This window comes from Variovorax sp. 3319 (assembly GCF_031456585.1).
In the GTDB taxonomy this organism is placed as follows: Bacteria; Pseudomonadota; Gammaproteobacteria; order Burkholderiales; family Burkholderiaceae_C; genus Variovorax; species Variovorax paradoxus_P.
Genome location: NZ_JAVDUZ010000010.1, coordinates 280,929 through 298,264, shown reverse-complemented (window position 1 = coordinate 298,264; position 17,336 = coordinate 280,929). Strand labels below are relative to the sequence as shown.

Below are 17,336 nucleotides of genomic sequence, written 5' to 3'. Positions count from 1 at the left end.
CTCGCCTCGCCCAGCGAGCCGCAGGTCACCAGGCCGTGGATGCCGTTGCGGATCTGGAAGTCGATGTGGCGGGCCGTGCCTTCGGCATCGATGCTCTCGTCGGCGTGGAACTTGGTGGTGATGGCGGGGAAGATGCCTTGCCAGCGGGGATTGGTCACAGATGGTGCTCCTGAGGTGTACGGTGGAAATCAGGCTCACTTTAAATATATTAACAATATATCGTCAAGACATTTCTGCTCTGCCACGGCCCTGGAGCGGCCCGCTGGTCCACGGTTTGCTGGCTGGGGCTTATCCGGCGCGAAGCGCGCCGGCGCTGCCGATTTCGGCAAGGCCCGAGCGAAAGCGCTCGGCTTCGCTTCGCATGCCCCGCGAAATGGCATCCCATGTCCGCGCAGGGAAATCGGCCGGCAGCAGAGCCTCTACTTCTCCCAACACCTCATCCAGCGACTCCACCATGCCGAGCATGGCGTTCCATACGTCGATGCCGCCGTTCTTCATTGCCAGCTGATGCCAATGGCGCGCCTGGATGGTGTGGAAAACGTAGTGCTTGTTCTTGGAACGCACCGCCATGGCCAGACCGGCCTTGCGCGGCTGGAACTGGTTGGGCCCTGCGCCGAAATAAGGCCACATCGAAATGATGTCGTAGAGCGGCGTCATGTCATAGACGTCGCCCTGGTACAGGCGGACCGAAAAGTTCTTGGCGTGGCCGTCGGTTGCGGCCAGCAGAAAGAAGGCCAGCTGGGTCAGGAGAAACCGGGTGCGGTCGTCGGCACTCCGGCTTCCTTGCAGGAGTTGCAGGCAATTGGGCATGCCGGGGCCTGCGTCCTGCTCGTACTTCCTGGACGATGGCAACCCCATGGCCTGGCAAAAGTCTTCTTGGGGAAGGCGCGCGATCCATGTGCCGCCGTCCATCCACTCGCGATCGAAACGCTCCACCACCAAAACCGCCTGGCCCTCGAAGGTCGCAATGGATGTAGGCGCCACAGGCAGGCCGAGCGCTTCGACGATCTGCGCGCAAATCCATTCGTTCTGCACCGAGTCGGATGCGTCCACGCGCCGTGAACCGCCAATGAGCCCGAGCGGCAGCTTGATGATGTGCGTGGTGGGCGTGGCACCGTGCGGGCGGCACCAGGCACCTTTCCAGCGGGTCAGGGCGGTCTTCTCCTGGGCGCCGGCAAGAGAGATGCGAAACAGGTCTTCGTCGCGCATGCTTTCAGGCGTGTCGTCGGACGGAACCGTTCTCAGCAGTTCGGCAACTTCGTCGTCGACGAGAGGTTCGCAGTTCATGGCGTTCCAGCCCTGGGGCTCGGCACCTTCGGGCAGCAGTTGCACGGCACCGACACAGTCGCGCCCAATGGCCTCGAGCAGGTCGAAGGTGCCGATGTCCTTGAGCTTGAATCGATGGCCCAGGCGCATCCGGACCGCGATGCTGTCCGGCAGCAGATTGTCGAAGTAGCTCCTGACCACGTCGCCTCGGACTTCGAGCGTGCTGTTGATCGGAATCGACAGCGACAGCGATCGCTGCCGCGGCGACTCAAGCCACCGCGGGTGATACCGGAAGGTGTGGGAATCTCGGTCGACAAGCCAGGTGCCGACCAGTTCGCCGTTCATCCACGCATTCAGCGCCTGCATTACCAAGAGCCATTCTTCGGCCGGATGGCGAAGCTGCGGCGCGATGTCGGCTTGACGTCCTTGCCCGGGTTCAGGGCTTGAAGCTGCCGGAGCAATGTGCCCGGCGCGGTCGATTGGAGCGCCGGAGCGCCAAGCTCGCCGGGAGACAGCGCGACCAGCACGGAGCCATCGCTCATCGTTTTGGTCGTCCATGGTCCTGCCGGAAGGTTTACGGCTGTGTCTGGCGGCGGCTCATACCTTTTCGGGGGCTTCTCCATCGCATACTGGACGCCGCCCGAAGGCGTTTCTTCCCGCAAGAAAAAGCTCGCCCCCAATGTCGACAGGAGCTTTGTCAGCTGCTCGAGGCTGACAGCCCCGGGGTTGGCTTCGATCTCCGCTATTCGCGCCTGGCTGACACCGACGAGCGCACCGGCTTGCGCCTGTGTCAGGCCACGCTTTTTCCGTAGCGCCTGCAGGTGGGGCCGTAGCTGATCAACGAAGCGGAGGGGGTAGTCCATCTTGCAAGCAAGATATCGGCCCTGGCTTATTTTGTCAATATATAAGTTTTGGCTTATTTTTCAATAAAACTCGCCCTACCTTGTAATCTCGCAAAACAAGGCAGAGCTTGTAATTGCCTTTAATCGATCTTCGCCCCGGAAGCCTTCACCACCGCTCCCATCGCATCCCAGTCAGCACGCAACAGCTTCTGAAACTCTTCAGCGTTCTGCGTGCGTGGCTCGACACCCAGGCGCTTGAAGCGCTCCTGTATTGCCGGATCTGCCAGCACCTTGTTGGTGGCGGCATTGAGGCGCTCGACCTCTGCCTTGGGAGTGCCCGCGGGCGCGAGCAGGCCAATCCATGAATCGAACGCATAGCCCGGCAGGCCGCTCTCCGCCACAGTCGGCAAGCTCGGCAGGAAGGGGCTGCGCGCCTTGCCCGTGGAAGCGAGCAGCTTCATGCGCGGGTCGGCCTGGAAACCCATCACGCCGATGCTCGACGAAATGACCGCCTGCACCCGCCCCGCGAGCACCTCGTTCACCGCCTCGCCCGTGGACTTGGTTGGAATGTGCGTCATGTCGAGCCCCGCCTTGGCAAGGAACGACGCCATTGCCAGGTGCGTGGCACTGCCGTTGCCCGCCGAGGCATAGTTGTACTTGCCCGGGTTCGCCTTCACCTCCTTGATGAAGTCCGCCGTGCTCGACACATTCAGGCCGCTTGCCACCGCCAGCACGTAGCCTGCGTTGCCGATATTTGCCACGCCCACGAAATCCTTCAGCGGGTCGTACGAGAGCTTGCTGTACAAAAAGCCCGCAATGTTGTGGCTTGCCGCCGCGAGCAGCAGTGTGTTGCCGTCCGCCGCCGACTTGGCCACCGCCGCCGCGCCCACCGTGCCGCCCGCACCCGCACGGTTCTCGACGATGGCGCTGGCATTCAGCGCCGCGCCCAGCTCCGCGTTGAACGCCCGGGCCACCGTGTCTTGCACCGCGCCGGTGCCAAAAGGCACAACGATGTGAATCACGCGCTGCTGCTGTTGCTGCTGCGCCTGCACGGGTGCGAAGGCGCCAACAAGGGCCGCAGCGGCGGCAACTGCAGCCAGCGAACGTCGGGTGAACAAGGTCGGGGTCATCGGAGTGGCTGCTTTCATCATCATTGAGTGGCAATTAAAAACTTCAGGCACCCGACGGCAACCAGCGCTGTACCAGCTTCACGAAATAGCTGGCGCCGATCGGGATGATCTCGTCGTTGAAGTCGAACGAGGTGTTGTGAATGATGCAAGGGCCGGGCCCGTGGCCGTCGAGCCGGTGGTCCCCGTCGCCATTGCCCAGAAAGGCGTAGCAGCCGGGCCGCGCGAGCAGCATGTGCGCAAAGTCTTCGGCGCCCATCACGGCGGGGAAGTTGTCGGTAACCATGTCTTCACCCACCACTTCGCGCATCACACCCGCGGCAAAGCGCGCCTCGGCCGCGTGGTTGACCACCGGCGGCGAAGAGCGGTTGAAGAAAACCTCGGCCGTGCAGCCGTGCGCGGCAGCCACGCCGGCGGCCACCTCGCGCAGGCGCGCCTCGATCTTGTCGATGGCATCGATGGAGAAGGTGCGGATGGTGCCGCCGACCGTGGCCACGTCGGGAATCACGTTGGGCGCATCGGCGCCCTGCAGCTGCGTTACCGCGAGCAGTGCGCGCTCGGTGCTTGGAATGGTGCGCGGCACGATGGTCTGCAGCTGCTGCGCGAGCGTGACCACCGCTGCCACCGGGTCGATGCCCGTGTGCGGCATCGATGCATGCGTGCCGCGCCCACGCATGGTGATCTTGTAGGTATTGCTCGATGCCATCAGCGCGCCTTCGTTGAGCGCAAAGCGGCCCACGTCGCCGACCGGAAAGTTGTGCAGCGCAAAGACCCCGTCGCACGGGAAGCGGTCGAACAGGCCGTCCTGGATCATCTTCTTGGCGCCGGCCTTGCCCATTTCTTCTGCGGGCTGAAAGATGAAATGCACCGTGCCGTCGAAGTCGTCCGGGCCTTGCTGCGACAGATGCCAGGCCGCGGCCAGCAGCATGGTGGTGTGCCCATCGTGTCCGCATGCGTGCATGCGGCCGGCGTGGGTGGACTTGTGGGCGAACTCGTTCGCCTCGTGCAGCGGCAGCGCGTCCATGTCGGCGCGCAGGCCGATGGTGCGCGAGCTGGTGCCCTTGCGCAGCACGCCCACAAGGCCGGTGCCGGCAATGCCGCGGTGCACTTCGATGCCCCATTCGGCGAGCAGGCCCGCCACCTTCTCGGAGGTGCGGTGCTCTTCGAAGCCGAGTTCAGGGTGGGCGTGAATGTCGCGTCGGATGTCGACGAAGCGGGAGACGTTGTTGGCGAAGGAGTCGACGATGTTCATGAAGGTGGAAGCCGCGGCGGAATCGTTCGAAGCGAACGATTCTGGCGCAGCTGTCCACCGGGCGCAAAGACACAGGCTCAGGCGAGCCGGCCCTCTTGCCGCAGCCGCGCGCCAATGCGGCGGATCTCGGCCTCGCCCTGCTCCAGCGTGGCCTTGCTCGTGTGCACCGAGTAATGGCCCATCACCAGCTCGTGCGGATGCTTCACAGCCGAGCCCAGAACGAAGGACGTGTCGCCACGTCCCACGAAGTCGATGGCCGCGCCGGATTCTTCGAACACCGCCAGCTCTCCCGTGCCGATGGGTTCGCCGCCGGTGCCCGCGTCGAGCCGGCCCGCGCTGACCGCGACCCAGCCCACCGTGTGGCCTGCGGGCGGCGTGTAGCGCCAGCGCTCGCCGTCTTTCAGCTGCACAGCCAGGTAGTTCATCGGCGCCGGTGCCGGAATGGGGCTTTGCGCCGCACCGTAGCGGCCGAGCAGCACGCGCGCCGGGCCCTCGACCGGCACCTGCGAAGGCGCCAGGTAGATGCTTTGGGCCGGTGCGTTTTCTTCAGATGCCGGCAGGGCCACCCAGAGCTGGAAGCCCTGCACGCGCCTGGTGTCGGGCGCGGGCTCGCCGTCGTGCCACACGCCGTTGCCGGCGCGCATCCATTCGACGCCGCCGGCAGGCAGCACGCCCTTTTCGCCGGTCGTGTCTTCGTACAGCGTGTCGCCTTCGATCAGCCAGGTGAGCGTGGCAATGCCCGAGTGAGGATGCATGCCGAAGCCTTTGCGGCCGCCCGCCGTGTCGAAACCGAAGAGATCGAGAAACACGAACGGCTTGAGAAACTCGCCCAGGTCGCCCGGGCTCATCAGCCGGATGATCGGCCCATGCTGCGAACCCAGCGTGCGGTAGACGATGGCGCGGGCTTCGGTGGCGGCGGGGAGGGTGGCGGTAGCGGCGGTCATGCGGCCTCCCTTGCGGTCTTCAGCGCCTTGGTCCACCAGGCAAGGTCGTCGAGCATGCCGGTGGCGGCCTGCGCCAGGTGTGGAAAGTCCTCGAAAGCCTTGCCTTGCTGCCAGATGCCGAGAAACTCGACCATGCCGATGTGCACCGCATTGCGCACCGGCGCCATCTGCATCTCGACAGCGACGAGCCGCAGCTGCTCTACCGCACGCGCGGCACCCACGCCGCCATAGCCCACGAACCCGATCGGCTTGCGGATGAATTCCTTGTAGGCCCAGTCGAACGCGTTCTTCAGCACCGCGCTCGGGCCGTGGTTGTATTCGGGCGTGACGACGATCAGGCCGTCCAGCGTATCGAGCCTGGCGGCCCAGCGCTGGGCTGCTTCGTTCTTTACCGGGCCCCAGGCCGGCGCGCCCGCCTCGTTGAAGAAGGGCAGCGGATGGTCGCGCAGGTCGATCAGTTCAAACGACAGATCGGCGCGCTGGCTGGCAAGTTCGTAGATCCATTGCGCCGGCTTTTCGCCGAAACGGCCTTCGCGGGTCGAGCCGATGATGATTCCGATGCGTGGTGTTTGTTGTTGCGTGGTCATGGGCACAAGGTTAGGGTCGCATCCATTGATCGACTAGACGGCAGAATCGGATTGCACTCATCCACCAAAAGAAGGAATCGCTGCCATGCTCGACCTCAACGACATCGCCATGTTTGTGCAGGTGGTGCGCCATGGCAGCTTTGCCGGGGCGGCGCGCAAGCTGGGCCTGCCGCCTAATACGGTGAGCCGACGCATCCAGCAACTGGAGGCGCAACTGGGCACGCGGCTGATGCAGCGCTCCACTCGCAAGCTCACCCTTACAAGTGCGGGCGAGGCGTTTCACGAGCGCTGTGCGGGCGCTGTCGACGGGCTGGTCGAGGCTGGGCAAGAATTGATTACCGGCAGCCGTGAGCCCAGCGGCTTGATCCGCGTGGCGGCCACAGCCGATTTTTTCGACTTTTTTCCCATGGAATGGGTCGCCGACTTTCTGGCTGCGCACCCGCGGGTGCGTGTCGACTTCGTGCTCAGCGACGCAAAGGCCGACCTGATTGCCGAGCAGATAGACATCGCATTCCGCGGTGGCACATTGCCCGATTCAGGCTATGTCGCCCGCAAGCTCATGAGCGCCCGAACCGACGGCATGGTGGCCAGCCCGGCCTACATTGCCGCGCGCGGCGCGCCCGCCACGCTGCAAGACCTGGCTGGCCACGACTGCGTCACCTCGCCCCATCCCAGCGGCCGCACCGTCTGGCGCCTGACCGGCCCTGACGGCGCGGAAGAAGAGGTGCAGGTGGCAGGCCGTTTCAGCGGCAACACCGCCCAGGCATTGCGCAAAGCCGCGCTCGCCGGGCTCGGCGTGGCGCTGCTGCCGCCGACCATGGCGCAGATGGACATCAAGGCTGGACGGCTGGTGCCGGTTCTGCCGCAGTACCAGCGAACGGGGCAGGGGCTGAGCGTGCTCTATACGAGCCGCAAGCACCTGCCGCCAGCGGTTTCGGCGTTTGTGGGGATGGTGGTGGAAAAGCTGAGCGCGGGGGAGGCGTTGCCGGAGATGCTGCGCCTGGCGAAGACCTAGCCCCTACGGGCCTGTCGATTTCCACAGAAAATGCCTGCATGAAAATCGAAAAAGACACCGTCGTCACCCTCAAGTACAAGGTCGCCGACGCCCAGGGCAAGCTCATCGAAGCCAGCCCCGAGCCAATGGCCTACCTGCATGGCGGGTACGAGAACACGCTGCCCAAGATCGAGGAAGCGCTCGATGGCAAGGAAAAGGGCTACCAGACCACGCTGAACCTCGCGCCCGAAGACGCCTTCGGCCTGCGCGACGAATCGCTGGTGCGCAGCATTCCCAAGGCCGACTTTCCGCCGGGCGTGAAGGTGGGCGGACAGCTGCAAGGGCGGCTCGACGACGGGCGCGAGCACCTCTTTACCGTGATGAAGATCAAGGGCCCGGTGGTGCTGCTCGACGGCAACCATCCATGGGCAGGCAAGGCGCTGAAGTTCAGCCTGCAGGTGACGGACGTGCGCGCGGCGTTGCCGGTGGAAATCGAACATCGGCACGTGCATGGGGCGCACGGGCACCTCCACTGATTAGCAGCCGTTCGTTTCGGCTTTTCAGCGCCGCGCCTGCTACTTCTTCGCCCAGAAGCGCGGCGCTTTCTCGATCTTGCCCAGCGCCTTGCGGCACGCCTTAGCGCCGGCGGCATGGCGCGCGCTGTACCAGCCGACGCCGAACCATGCACGCGCATCGCGCACGGCGGCCTCCAGGTAGAGCTTGAGGGCCACCGCTTCGTCATTGAACTCCCCCAGCGCGTCTTGCGCGGGCCGCAGCCGCTTCAGGTAGCGCGCGGCGGTTGAGTTTTTTCCGTCGTCCGCATCGGCGAAGAGCGGCGCAACGAACTCGGCCAGGTAGCGCAGGCGCTTGAGCCGCTTGCGGGTGCGGTGCTTGTCTTCAGTCGACAGCGACTCGAAGCGCGCTCCGTCGCGGACAACCTGTTTGTGTAAATGCTGCAGGCGCTTTCGCAAGAAGCGGCGTGCGTCGCCGGCATGCAACGGTGCCGGTTCTTGTGGCCCGTTTTCTTGGACGTTCTCCGCGCCCGCACCCGCCGTGGCGGTAAAGCCGATGAGCGAAACGAGCACCGATTGGAATGCCGGCGCGCGCACCACGTCGCCGGGTGATTGCGCACCAGCAGCTGCTTCGTCGCCAGCCAGCGGATCGAACTCCGGCGCGCCCGCACCGCGCAACTGCGGTTGCGCCAGCTTCACGACCTGCTCCCGGTCGCGCAGTGTGCCGAGCGCCCGAAAGGCTTCGACGAGTGGCGGCTCCCAGTCGGCCGCCGCGAAAGAACCCGCGCTCGCATCGAGCCCCGCAAGTTCGCGCAGGGCAGTGCGCAGCCGGCGGATGCCAATGCGCAACTGGTGAATCTGTTCTTCGTCGGTGCTGCCCGCCGCGATCTCGCTGGCGTTGGGCAGCATCTGGGCGAGGCACGCCGCGACCACGGCTTGCTGGATGGTGCGGCCGTCGAGCTGGTTGTCTTTTTCATCGGCGAAGCGGGGCGGCTCGGCCTTGATGGCCGGCACGACCTCGAGCTTTGCCAGCAGGCGGGCGCCGCGCTCCGCTTTGGAAACGGTGCTGAACCACAAGCCGTGCTGCTGCGACCATCGGCGCGCGAGCGCGACGAGGCCTTGCACATCGCCTCGCTTGAGTTCGAGTTCCAGTTCGCACACGGGTGACTCGCGCTGCTCGGGCGTGCCTGCATGGGCGACGACCTTGCCAACGTCGAGCGCCAGTTCAACCACGGCAGCGTTCGCGCCCGTGGTGCGCACGTCGCGCGTGAGCCGCACGATGTCGGTCGATTGGCGCTCGACCAGCGGTGCACCGCTCTGCGCCAGCACCTTCGCGAGCCGCTCGCCCACTGGCGTGCCGTGATGGCGCTGCGGATCGATAGCGGGCGCTGAGCTCTTCGCGGCGGCGCCAAGATCGACGTTGTGTTCGAGCCGGTGCAAGGCGTTGTCACCGGTTGCCTTGACGGTCTGCACCCAGCGCCGCCCCTCTTTGCGCAGCCGCAGCACGATGCCTTGCGCGGCCAGCGCCTGGTCGGTGGTGTCGAAGTAGCGCGCTTGCAGGCGGGTGCTCACCACGGTGCCGCGCCGCATGGCGGCCTCGACCGCCTTCAGTTGCCCAGCGGGAATATGAAACTTGAACTCGATTTCCATGAGAGCCATGATGCCCGCTCTTTTGCGTGCCGCGCCACCCCGGGTTGGGCGCTAAAGGCCACAAAAACCTCGCGCCGAAAAAATATGTGGACGCCGTACATTTTCTTTGATATCTTTTGTGGACGGCGTACACAACACGTCGGCAAGCATCCGATCCACTCTTCATCGACATAGGAAGACAACCATGGCCACCAAGCAGATCTTCGTGAACCTCCCCGTCAAGAACCTGGAAAAATCGAAGGCGTTCTTTGCCGCGCTGGGCTACACCTTCAACGAACAATTCACCGACGCCAACGCCGCGTGCATGGTGATTAACGAAGGCAGCATCCACGCGATGCTGCTGGTCGAAGACTTCTTCAAGACCTTTACGGACAAGAGCATCACGGACACGAGCAAGAGCACCGAAGTGCTGCTGTGCCTTTCGTGCGAGAGCCGCGCAGAGGTCGACGAGTTGGTGGCCAAGGCGGTGGCCGCGGGCGGCACGGTGCCGCGCGCGCCGCAAGACTACGGCTTCATGTACGGCCACGGCTTCCAGGACCTCGACGGCCATCTGTGGGAACTGAGCTACATGGACCCGAACGCCGAAGTCTCGCATCAGAATCCGTGATTCCGCGCCGCCAAAGAGAACCAGAACGATGCCCATCGTTCCATATGCGCTCTTCACTGTTGCACGGAAGGCACCTTCCTTGAAGCACGTTCGCCCCGATATTCCGAAGAACAATGTCGCCGTGAGTCCGGCGGCGCAATCAACGCAAAGGAATATCGAGGTGTCCAGCAACAACAACAGCAATGAAGAAAACCGCAGCCCCGTGCTGCAGGTGAGCGCGCTCGGCTTTCCGTGGCAGACGATCGATCCGTTCTTGTTTTGCGTCTATCACGACGACGCCTATCCCAAGGCCAACGCGCAGATGGGGCCCGAGGCTGCGCTGGCGGGCCGCCAGATCGGCCAGGACTTCAGCCGCAAGGACGGCTGGAGCATGTACCACGGCGAAACGGTGCCGGGCTTTCCATCGCATCCGCATCGCGGCTTCGAGACGGTGACCATCGTGCGCAAGGGGCTGGTCGACCATTCCGATTCGCTGGGCGCTACCGCGCGCTTTGGCGGCGGCGACGTGCAGTGGCTCACGGCCGGCAAGGGCATCGTGCATTCGGAAATGTTTCCGCTGCTCGACACAAACGCGCCGAACCCGCTGGAGCTGTTCCAGATCTGGCTCAACCTGCCGGCCAGGAGCAAGATGGCCGAGCCGCACTTCACGATGTTCTGGTCGGAAGCGATTCCGCGCTTCTCGTCCGACGATGCGAAGGGCGGCCGCACAGAGGTTGCCGTGATAGCAGGCCGCTTCGGCGATGCGGCAGGCAACGGCAACGCACCAGAGCCAATCGCACCGCTTGCACCGCCGCCCGATTCATGGGCCGCGCAAGCCAGCGCCGACGTCGCGATCTGGACGTTGAAAATGACGCCCGGTGCGCAGTGGACGCTGCCTGCTGCAGCGGGCGAGGGCACGCGTCGCATGCTGTACTTCTTCAAGGGTGCCGTAGCGCACATTGCGGGACAGCGCATCGAAGGCCCGGCCGCCATCGAGTTGCGCGCCGATGCGGCGGTGGAGCTGGTCAACGGCAACGGCGAAGCGAGCGAATTCCTGCTGCTGCAAGGCCGTCCCATCGCGGAGCCGGTGGTGCAATACGGCCCCTTCGTGATGAACACGCAGGCAGAGATCAGCCAGACCCTAGCGGACTACCGCCGCACACAATTTGGTGGCTGGCCCTGGGCCGATCCGGCGCCGGTGCATGACCGCGATGCGGCACGTTTTGCGCGACACCCGGATGGACGCGAAGAAAAGCCGAAGGCCTGAAGAAGGGCGAGCTGCCCCGGCGACGAATCAAAAAGTCTTAAGCAGCTCGACCGCTGGCGCGGTCATGCTGGGCACGAACTCGATCACGTGCGTGCTTGCCACGCCGCTTTGAACGAACGGGTCGCGCGCCAGCACCGCGTCGAGCGCGGCCCGGTCACCCGAACGCGCGAGGATCACGCCGCCCTTGCGCGGCACCTGGCGACCCGAGGCCACGAAGAGGCCGCTTGCGTAGTGCTTTCGTAGCCAGGTCATGTGCCCATCCATCAATGCATCGAGCTCTTCAAGCGGACGAATGTAGGTGAGAGTGACGATGAACATGGACAAGGCGGCAGTAGATCTGGAGCTAGCAATCGTATGGCCTGAAGCGCGGGCTTCCGTGACACGAGAAGTAACGAAGTGATCCATGTTTTGCAGCTTCTGATACCTTCTTTTTTGTTGCCTTCAACTGCGCAGGGGAGTTGTTCAATGCCGCTTCAGTCGCCGCATCTTTTGCCGCCTGGTTTCGTACCGCCGTATCTGCTCGACCGGCTGGCGGAGCGGGCGAGCGCCCATGCCAGCGCGCGGGCGGCACAGACGCTGATGATCGACCGCGAGCACCGCGGCCTTCGCGAGGCGGTGGCCGCGCATGGCGTGTCTTCGGGCCGCCCGCCGGCCTATGTGCGGCGCAACTCGCCGCAGCGCGCAATTCACGATGCCGAGCACACCATGAACCTGCCCGGCAAGCTGGTGCGCGCCGAAGGGCAGGCACCCGTCAACGACATTGCGGCCGACGAGGCCTACGACTACCTGGGTGCCACCTACCGGCTCTACCATGACATCTACGAGCGCGATTCGATCGACGGGGCCGGCATGCCGCTGACGGGCAGCGTGCACTACAGCAACGACTATGACAACGCCTTCTGGAACGGCAAGCAGATGGTGTTCGGCGATGGCGACGGTGAGGTGATGAACCGCTTCACCATCGCTGTGGACATCATTGGCCACGAGCTGACGCACGGAGTCATCGACCACGAGTCTGGCCTGGTGTATCAGGGGCAGTCGGGCGCGCTGAACGAATCGATCTGCGACGTGTTCGGCGTGCTGGTGAAGCAGCACTTGCTGAAGCAGACGGCGCAGCAGGCCGACTGGCTCGTCGGCGCGGGGCTTTTTACCGCCAGGGTGGAGGCGCGCGCACTGCGCTCGATGGCCGAGCCGGGCACCGCTTATGACGACCCGGTGCTTGGCAAAGACCCGCAGCCTGCCCACATGAAAGACCTGGTCGTGACGCGGCAGGACAATGGCGGCGTGCACATCAATTCCGGCATTCCGAACCGCGCCTTCTACCTTGCCGCCACAGCCATTCAAGGCCCGGCATGGGAGACGGCCGGCCGCGTCTGGTACGACACCGTGTGCGACCGGCGGCTGCGCCAGGACGCCGACTTTCTGGCCTTTGCGCAACTGAGCGTGGAGAATGCGGCCAAGCGCTTCGGCGCCGGCAGCGCGGCGCACAAGGCCGTTGGCGCCGCATGGAACACCGTGGGGGTCACACCATCATGATTCAGCTTCCGCCTCTGGACCAGGCTTCGGTCGTGCGGGTTACGCGCGAAGGCGGCGTCGCCTACCTGCCGGGCCTTTCGCAGCCGCGCAGCTATCAATTGGGCAACTGCAGCGAAGAACTGCGCCAGCAGATCGGCGAGGCCCTGCAAAGCGCCGCGCCACACGCGGGGCAGCGCAACGGACCCGGTTCGCCGGGCGGCGACCAGCGCTTCTACCGCGTGGAAGTGGTTGTGGAAAGCGCTACCACGCATGCGGGTTCAGTCAGCTTCGAGGTGCCCGAGAGCGATGCACCGGAGGCACTGGTGCACCTCTGGAAAGACGCGGCCGACCGCTGAGGCGCGGCCTTCCGGCCTGGTGCCGGCGAGCCCTTCTACAAACCGCCGCGAATCGTGGAGGCCACGAGCCACACGTTGGCCGCGCTGATCACGCCGAACAACCCCCACGCCAGCAGCTTGATGACCGTGCCATTGGCGAAGGCGCCCATCAGCGCACGGCTGCTCGTGAAGCGGATCAGCGGCCACATTGCGAACGGCAGCTGAAAGCTGAGTACCACCTGGCTCAGCACGAGCATCTTGCCCACGCCGCCGTCGCCAAACCACCAGACGCCCAGGAACGCAGGGCCCAGGGCGAGCGCACGCGTAATGAGGCGGCGCTGCCAGCAGGGAATCTTCAGGTCCAGAAAACCTTCCATGATGATCTGGCCCGCAATGGTGCCGGTGAAAGTCGAGCTCTGGCCCGAAGCCAGCAGCGCAATGCCGAACAGCGTGGCCGCAAGCGTACTGCCCACGATGGGTTCGATGAGCCGGTAGGCCTCGTCGATCTCCGTTACCTCCACATGGCCCGTGCTGTGAAAGGCGCTGGCCGCAAGCACCATGATGGCTGCATTGATCAGCAGCGCAAGTGAAAGCGAAAACACCGCATCGAAGGTGCAGAACCGCACCGCCTCGCGTCGCGCCGCATCGCTGTTGGCGACAAGCCGGGTCTGCACAATGGACGAATGCAGATATAGGTTGTGCGGCATGACCGTGGCGCCGACCACGCCGATTGCAAGGTACAGCGCACCCGGCTGCTGCAGCCGCTCGAAGCTCGGCGCAAAGCCCATTGCCACGCCGAACCAGTTGGGCTGCGACATCGCAAGCTCCACCACGAAACAGCCTGCGATGGTGCCTACCAGCCCAAGCACGATGGCTTCGACGCGCCGGAAGCCGGCGCCCTGCAACCCCAGCACAAGCAGCGTGTCGAACGCCGTGATCGCGATGCCGACCGGAATCGACACGCCGAACAGCAGATGCAATGCGAGCGCACTGCCCAGCACTTCGGCCAGGTCGCACGCGACGATGGAGAGCTCCGCGCCCAGCCACAGAAAGCGGCTGATGCGCGGCGAGTAATGTTCGCGGCAAGCCCGCGCAAGGTCTTTCTGCGCCACCAGGCCGAGCCGCACGCACAGCGTTTGCAGCAGCATGGCCGCCAGGCTCGCGAGCAGCACAACGAAGAGCAGGCCGTAGCCAAAGCGCGAGCCCGCCTCGATGTCGGTGGCCCAGTTGCCCGGGTCCATGTAGCCGACCGACACCAGCAGCCCGGGGCCTGCGTAGCGCAGCAGCTTCTTGCCGAACGGCAGGTCCTGCGGGACCGCCACGCTGCCTTTGACTTCGGAAGGGCAGAAAGGTGCAGTGGCGGTGCGGGGCAGGGGAAAGAACATGCGCGCGATGATAGGGGGGCGCGTCGGGTCTCGCGCGGGACCGACACCAAAGCATCGGATCTTTTAGATTCGACGCTCGCCATTCCATCACCGTCACAACACCGGAGCTCATTCCAATGATCCACGTAGTCGCTGTCATTACCGCCAAGCCTGGCCAGCGCGCCCAGTTGCTCGAAGCCTTTGCGGCCAACCGCGCGGCCGTGCTGGCCGAAGAAGGTTGCATCGAATACGGCGCCACCGTCGATGCGCAAGGCGTGCCGACATCGAAAGCCAGTTTCGGGCCCGACACTTTCGTGGTGATCGAAAAGTGGGAAACCCTGGCCCACCTGCAGGCGCACGCCGTTGCGCCGCACATGAAAGCCCATGGCGAGAAGACCAAGGCGCTGGTCGAGAGCAAGCTGATCCACGTGCTCGAACCGGCCTGAGAGGCCCGGCCGCAGCCCTTCGCGCGCCGGGCAATGCCTGCTACCCTCGCGCCGGGATCAGCACCCCGAGGAGGGATTCACTGCATGGCGATCTTCTTCAGGCCGCGCGGCTGGCGCTTGCGCGCTTTCACCACCAGGCTCGGTGCAACAGCCACGGCCGTGCTGCTGGCCGGTTGCGCGCAACTCGCCGCGCCGCCCTATGCAGCCGACTACGAGGCGCTCGACCGGCTCGAAGCCACACGCCCCGGCATGGTGGCTGTGGCGAAAGTGCAGCCGACCGACCCCAGCGACAACATCAACAGCCTGAGCCTGCGCCGCGCGAAACTGCTTTCACCCAGCGGCACCTTCGCGCAATACCTGGAAGACGCGCTGGTGCGCGACCTGGGCGAGATATCGGCCTACGACCCCAAGGCTCCGACCCGCATCGCGGCGCGAATCCTGGCCAATGAACTTGACCTTGGCGTGATCAACGGAACAGGCCGCATGGACGTAGAGGTGGTGGTCACACGCGCCGCCGCGCAGCGGCTGCGTAAAACTTACCGCGGCGAAATTGCCTTCGATTCGAGCTACGCGAACATCGTGGCCGTGCCCGCCGGGCAGGCCGCCTACCCGAGGCTGGTGCGCGCGTTGTTGCGGCAGGTATATGCCGACCCGCAATTCATCGCGGCCATTGCGCCGTAGTGCCGAAGAGAGGCGCACCATGCCGTCTGCTTTTTCTTCTTCGGCTGCACGCACGTGCGCTGCCGGGGCGTTCGCGGCCTTGCTCGCCGCCTGCTCCCATCCGATCACCATGATCACCGAGACCGCACCGCCACGGTCGACGGCCCACCTGGTCCCGAAAAAGGTCGCCTACGTGATGACCGATGCCCAGCGCGACGTGCAGGTGACGAGCCCCGGTGGCGCCGGCGACCGCGTGAGCTACTACCCTTATCGCGATCTTGAAAAGTCGGTTCGCGATGCACTGCGCGCCGTGTACCGCGACGTGATCGTGCTGCGCACAGCGGGTGACGTAAAAGCCAACGAAGCGGCGGGCGTGTCGCTGGTTTTCACGCCCCAGATCAAGACCGATTCGAGTTCGTCTTCATGGGTGACCTGGCCGCCCACGTCGTTCACCGCTGAAGTGAGTTGCGTGGTGAGCAATGCCGCAGGCGCGGAGGTCGCGCGCGTACGCGCGGTGGGCAACGGTACGGCCGATTTCGGCGAGTTCAATGGCGACTACGGGTTGGCCGCCCGACGCGCAGCGAGGCAGATGACTTCGCAGCTCAGCAGCGAAATCCGGCGGAGCGAGAAGCTGCGCTAAGTGAGTTGATGCGATCGCCAGCAGCGCAATCTGTGTGACGTAATACCGCCTCTAAACCGTATCACTGTGTTACCGTTTCGTCTCCAAAATACCCATAGAGGGGGGGAACGTGACAGTAACTCGCATGTATAGATTTGCCTTCTGCGCCTTGGCCATTCTGGCCACAGGTTGCGCGCAATTGAAGGCCCCGCCCTATGCGGCGGACTATGAAGCCCTTGACCGCCTCAAGGCGAGCAAGCCGGCCGCAGTGGCGGTAGTGAAAGTGGAGCCGACCGATCCGAACGACCCGGTGAACAATCTTTCACTGCGCGGCGCGCGGCTGGTTTCTCCTAGCGGCACGTTCGCCAAGTACCTCGAAGACGCACTAGTCAGCGACCTGAAGGAAGTATCGGCGTACGACGCAAAATCGCGCACGCGAATCGACGCACGCATCCTCAACAACGAGATCAGCGTCGGGAACATCGTCACCGGAACCGGTGTGATGGAGGTACAGGTGGAAGTCACGCGCGAGGGCGTGCAGCGCCTCAAGAAAACCTACAAAGCGAACACCAGCTTCGAATCGAGCTTCGCAGGCATCGTGGCCATCCCGGCAGGACAGGCCGCCTACTCAGATCTCGTCCGCGCGCTGCTGCGGCAGGTCTATGCCGATCCGCAGTTTGCTACCGCCCTTGCTTCCTAGAAAACAGAACCCGGAGAAGAAATTTCATGTCTATCGTTTCCAGAATCCTTCGCGCCGCCACGGCGTTCGCTGTCGTGGCCGTGCTTGCAGGCTGCGCGCATCCTATTAACGTTGGCACCGACACCTCGCCGCCGCGCATGGACGCAAACCTGATCCAGAAAAAGGTGGCCTACACCATGACCGACGCGCAAAGGGCCCTGCAGGCAGTGACGCCAGGCGGCGGCGGCGACCGGATCAGCTACTACCCATACCGAGATCTGGAGAAGTCGATCCGCGATGCGCTACGCGCGGTCTACCAGGACGTGGTTGTCCTCAAGTCCAGTACGGACGTCGGTGCTGTCCAAGCGTCGGGCGCCTCCCTCGTGTTCACTCCCGAAATCAAGACCGACTCGGGCTCGCCGTCGCCTTTCACCTGGCCGCCCACATACTTCACGACCGAGGTGTCGTGCGTCGTAACCGATCCTTCAGGCGCCGAGATCACCCGCGTCAAGGCTTCGGGCCGAGGCGAAGCGGAGTTCAGCGAGTTCAAGGGCGAGTTCGGCCTTTCCGCCAAGCGCGCTGCGACCAAAGTGGCCATCGAACTCAGCAGCGAGATCGCCAAAAACGACAAGTTGCGCTGAGCGGTTCGGTCATCAGGCCCCAGAAAAAAAGCGCCCCGAGGGGCGCTTTT

The 17,336-nt window shown here is 64.5% G+C and carries 21 protein-coding genes; 11 read left to right on the top strand and 10 right to left on the bottom strand.

Annotated features, from left to right (window positions below; translation table 11 throughout):
• From J2X67_RS21035 to J2X67_RS21005, 7 genes are all read right to left on the bottom strand, one after another.
• The coding region (locus J2X67_RS21035) for a dihydrodipicolinate synthase family protein (RefSeq protein ID WP_309956121.1) at nt 1-158 on the bottom strand (158 nt) is incomplete at its 3' end.
• A gap of 130 nt (nt 159-288) precedes the next feature.
• Nucleotides 289-1,632, bottom strand: coding sequence for a type II toxin-antitoxin system HipA family toxin (locus J2X67_RS21030; protein WP_309956112.1), 1,344 nt, complete (start codon nt 1,630-1,632; stop codon nt 289-291).
• Complete coding sequence (locus J2X67_RS21025) at nt 1,632-2,129, bottom strand: helix-turn-helix domain-containing protein (protein WP_309956110.1); 498 nt, start codon at nt 2,127-2,129, stop codon at nt 1,632-1,634. Before J2X67_RS21025 ends, J2X67_RS21030 begins: the two co-directional genes overlap by 1 nt.
• A 119-nt stretch (nt 2,130-2,248) precedes the next feature.
• Nucleotides 2,249-3,238: a tripartite tricarboxylate transporter substrate-binding protein gene (locus J2X67_RS21020; protein WP_409050524.1), complete on the bottom strand. Its 990-nt coding sequence runs from the start codon at nt 3,236-3,238 to the stop codon at nt 2,249-2,251.
• A gap of 43 nt (nt 3,239-3,281) precedes the next feature.
• Complete coding sequence (locus J2X67_RS21015) at nt 3,282-4,487, bottom strand: M20 aminoacylase family protein (protein ID WP_309956106.1); 1,206 nt, start codon at nt 4,485-4,487, stop codon at nt 3,282-3,284.
• Nucleotides 4,488-4,564: 77 nt separating this feature from the next.
• Nucleotides 4,565-5,431 carry a pirin family protein gene (locus J2X67_RS21010; RefSeq protein ID WP_309956104.1) on the bottom strand — a complete coding sequence of 289 codons (867 nt, stop codon included), beginning with the start codon at nt 5,429-5,431 and terminating at the stop codon, nt 4,565-4,567.
• Nucleotides 5,428-6,018 carry an NAD(P)H-dependent oxidoreductase gene (locus J2X67_RS21005; protein ID WP_309956103.1) on the bottom strand — a complete coding sequence of 197 codons (591 nt, stop codon included), beginning with the start codon at nt 6,016-6,018 and terminating at the stop codon, nt 5,428-5,430. The genes J2X67_RS21010 and J2X67_RS21005 overlap by 4 nt, the downstream gene beginning before the upstream one ends.
• Before the next feature lie 85 nt (nt 6,019-6,103).
• On the opposite strand from J2X67_RS21005, the gene J2X67_RS21000 reads away from it, so the two are divergent.
• Nucleotides 6,104-7,033, top strand: a complete 930-nt coding sequence (locus J2X67_RS21000; RefSeq protein WP_309956101.1) for a LysR family transcriptional regulator — start codon at nt 6,104-6,106, stop codon at nt 7,031-7,033.
• Between the two features lie 38 nt (nt 7,034-7,071).
• A complete protein-coding gene (locus tag J2X67_RS20995; protein ID WP_309956098.1) occupies nt 7,072-7,548 on the top strand; it encodes a peptidylprolyl isomerase in 477 nt (158 codons plus the stop codon).
• A gap of 39 nt (nt 7,549-7,587) precedes the next feature.
• Here the strand turns inward: J2X67_RS20995 and J2X67_RS20990 are convergent, their stop codons facing one another.
• The gene (locus tag J2X67_RS20990; protein WP_309956096.1) at nt 7,588-9,183 is read right to left on the bottom strand and encodes a CYTH and CHAD domain-containing protein; all 1,596 of its coding nucleotides are present in this window, start codon (nt 9,181-9,183) and stop codon (nt 7,588-7,590) included.
• A gap of 175 nt (nt 9,184-9,358) precedes the next feature.
• Here J2X67_RS20990 and J2X67_RS20985 point away from each other — a divergent pair, with 175 nt between their 5' ends.
• Nucleotides 9,359-9,781: a VOC family protein gene (locus J2X67_RS20985; RefSeq protein WP_309956094.1), complete on the top strand. Its 423-nt coding sequence runs from the start codon at nt 9,359-9,361 to the stop codon at nt 9,779-9,781.
• Nucleotides 9,782-9,860: 79 nt separating this feature from the next.
• Entirely contained in the window at nt 9,861-11,027 is a 1,167-nt protein-coding gene (locus tag J2X67_RS20980) for a pirin family protein (protein WP_309956092.1), read from the top strand.
• A 27-nt stretch (nt 11,028-11,054) separates the two neighbouring features.
• On the opposite strand, the gene J2X67_RS20975 is transcribed toward J2X67_RS20980, so the two are convergent.
• Nucleotides 11,055-11,345 carry a YciI family protein gene (locus tag J2X67_RS20975; RefSeq protein ID WP_157616473.1) on the bottom strand — a complete coding sequence of 97 codons (291 nt, stop codon included), beginning with the start codon at nt 11,343-11,345 and terminating at the stop codon, nt 11,055-11,057.
• 147 nt (nt 11,346-11,492) lie between these two features.
• On the opposite strand from J2X67_RS20975, the gene J2X67_RS20970 reads away from it, so the two are divergent.
• Nucleotides 11,493-12,563 (top strand): M4 family metallopeptidase, encoded by a 1,071-nt coding sequence (locus J2X67_RS20970; RefSeq protein ID WP_309956089.1) that lies wholly within the window; start codon nt 11,493-11,495, stop codon nt 12,561-12,563.
• A complete protein-coding gene (locus J2X67_RS20965) occupies nt 12,560-12,898 on the top strand; it encodes a protealysin inhibitor emfourin (RefSeq protein ID WP_309956088.1) in 339 nt (112 codons plus the stop codon). The genes J2X67_RS20970 and J2X67_RS20965 overlap by 4 nt, the downstream gene beginning before the upstream one ends.
• A 35-nt stretch (nt 12,899-12,933) precedes the next feature.
• Here J2X67_RS20965 and J2X67_RS20960 read toward each other — a convergent pair whose 3' ends face one another.
• Nucleotides 12,934-14,262: an Nramp family divalent metal transporter gene (locus tag J2X67_RS20960; protein ID WP_309956086.1), complete on the bottom strand. Its 1,329-nt coding sequence runs from the start codon at nt 14,260-14,262 to the stop codon at nt 12,934-12,936.
• Between the two features lie 116 nt (nt 14,263-14,378).
• Between J2X67_RS20960 and J2X67_RS20955 the strand changes: the two genes are divergently transcribed.
• The 5 genes from J2X67_RS20955 (at nt 14,379) to J2X67_RS20935 (ending at nt 17,286) form a co-directional block, all read left to right on the top strand.
• Nucleotides 14,379-14,687, top strand: a complete 309-nt coding sequence (locus J2X67_RS20955; RefSeq protein WP_309956085.1) for a putative quinol monooxygenase — start codon at nt 14,379-14,381, stop codon at nt 14,685-14,687.
• 84 nt (nt 14,688-14,771) lie between these two features.
• On the top strand, nt 14,772-15,368 hold the full coding sequence (locus tag J2X67_RS20950) for a hypothetical protein (protein WP_309956083.1): 597 nt from the start codon (nt 14,772-14,774) through the stop codon (nt 15,366-15,368).
• 109 nt (nt 15,369-15,477) lie between these two features.
• Complete coding sequence (locus J2X67_RS20945) at nt 15,478-15,987, top strand: hypothetical protein (RefSeq protein WP_309956082.1); 510 nt, start codon at nt 15,478-15,480, stop codon at nt 15,985-15,987.
• A gap of 148 nt (nt 15,988-16,135) precedes the next feature.
• Entirely contained in the window at nt 16,136-16,666 is a 531-nt protein-coding gene (locus J2X67_RS20940; RefSeq protein WP_309956079.1) for a hypothetical protein, read from the top strand.
• Nucleotides 16,667-16,692: 26 nt separating this feature from the next.
• Complete coding sequence (locus tag J2X67_RS20935) at nt 16,693-17,286, top strand: hypothetical protein (RefSeq protein WP_309956077.1); 594 nt, start codon at nt 16,693-16,695, stop codon at nt 17,284-17,286.
• Nucleotides 17,287-17,336 lie beyond the last annotated feature (50 nt).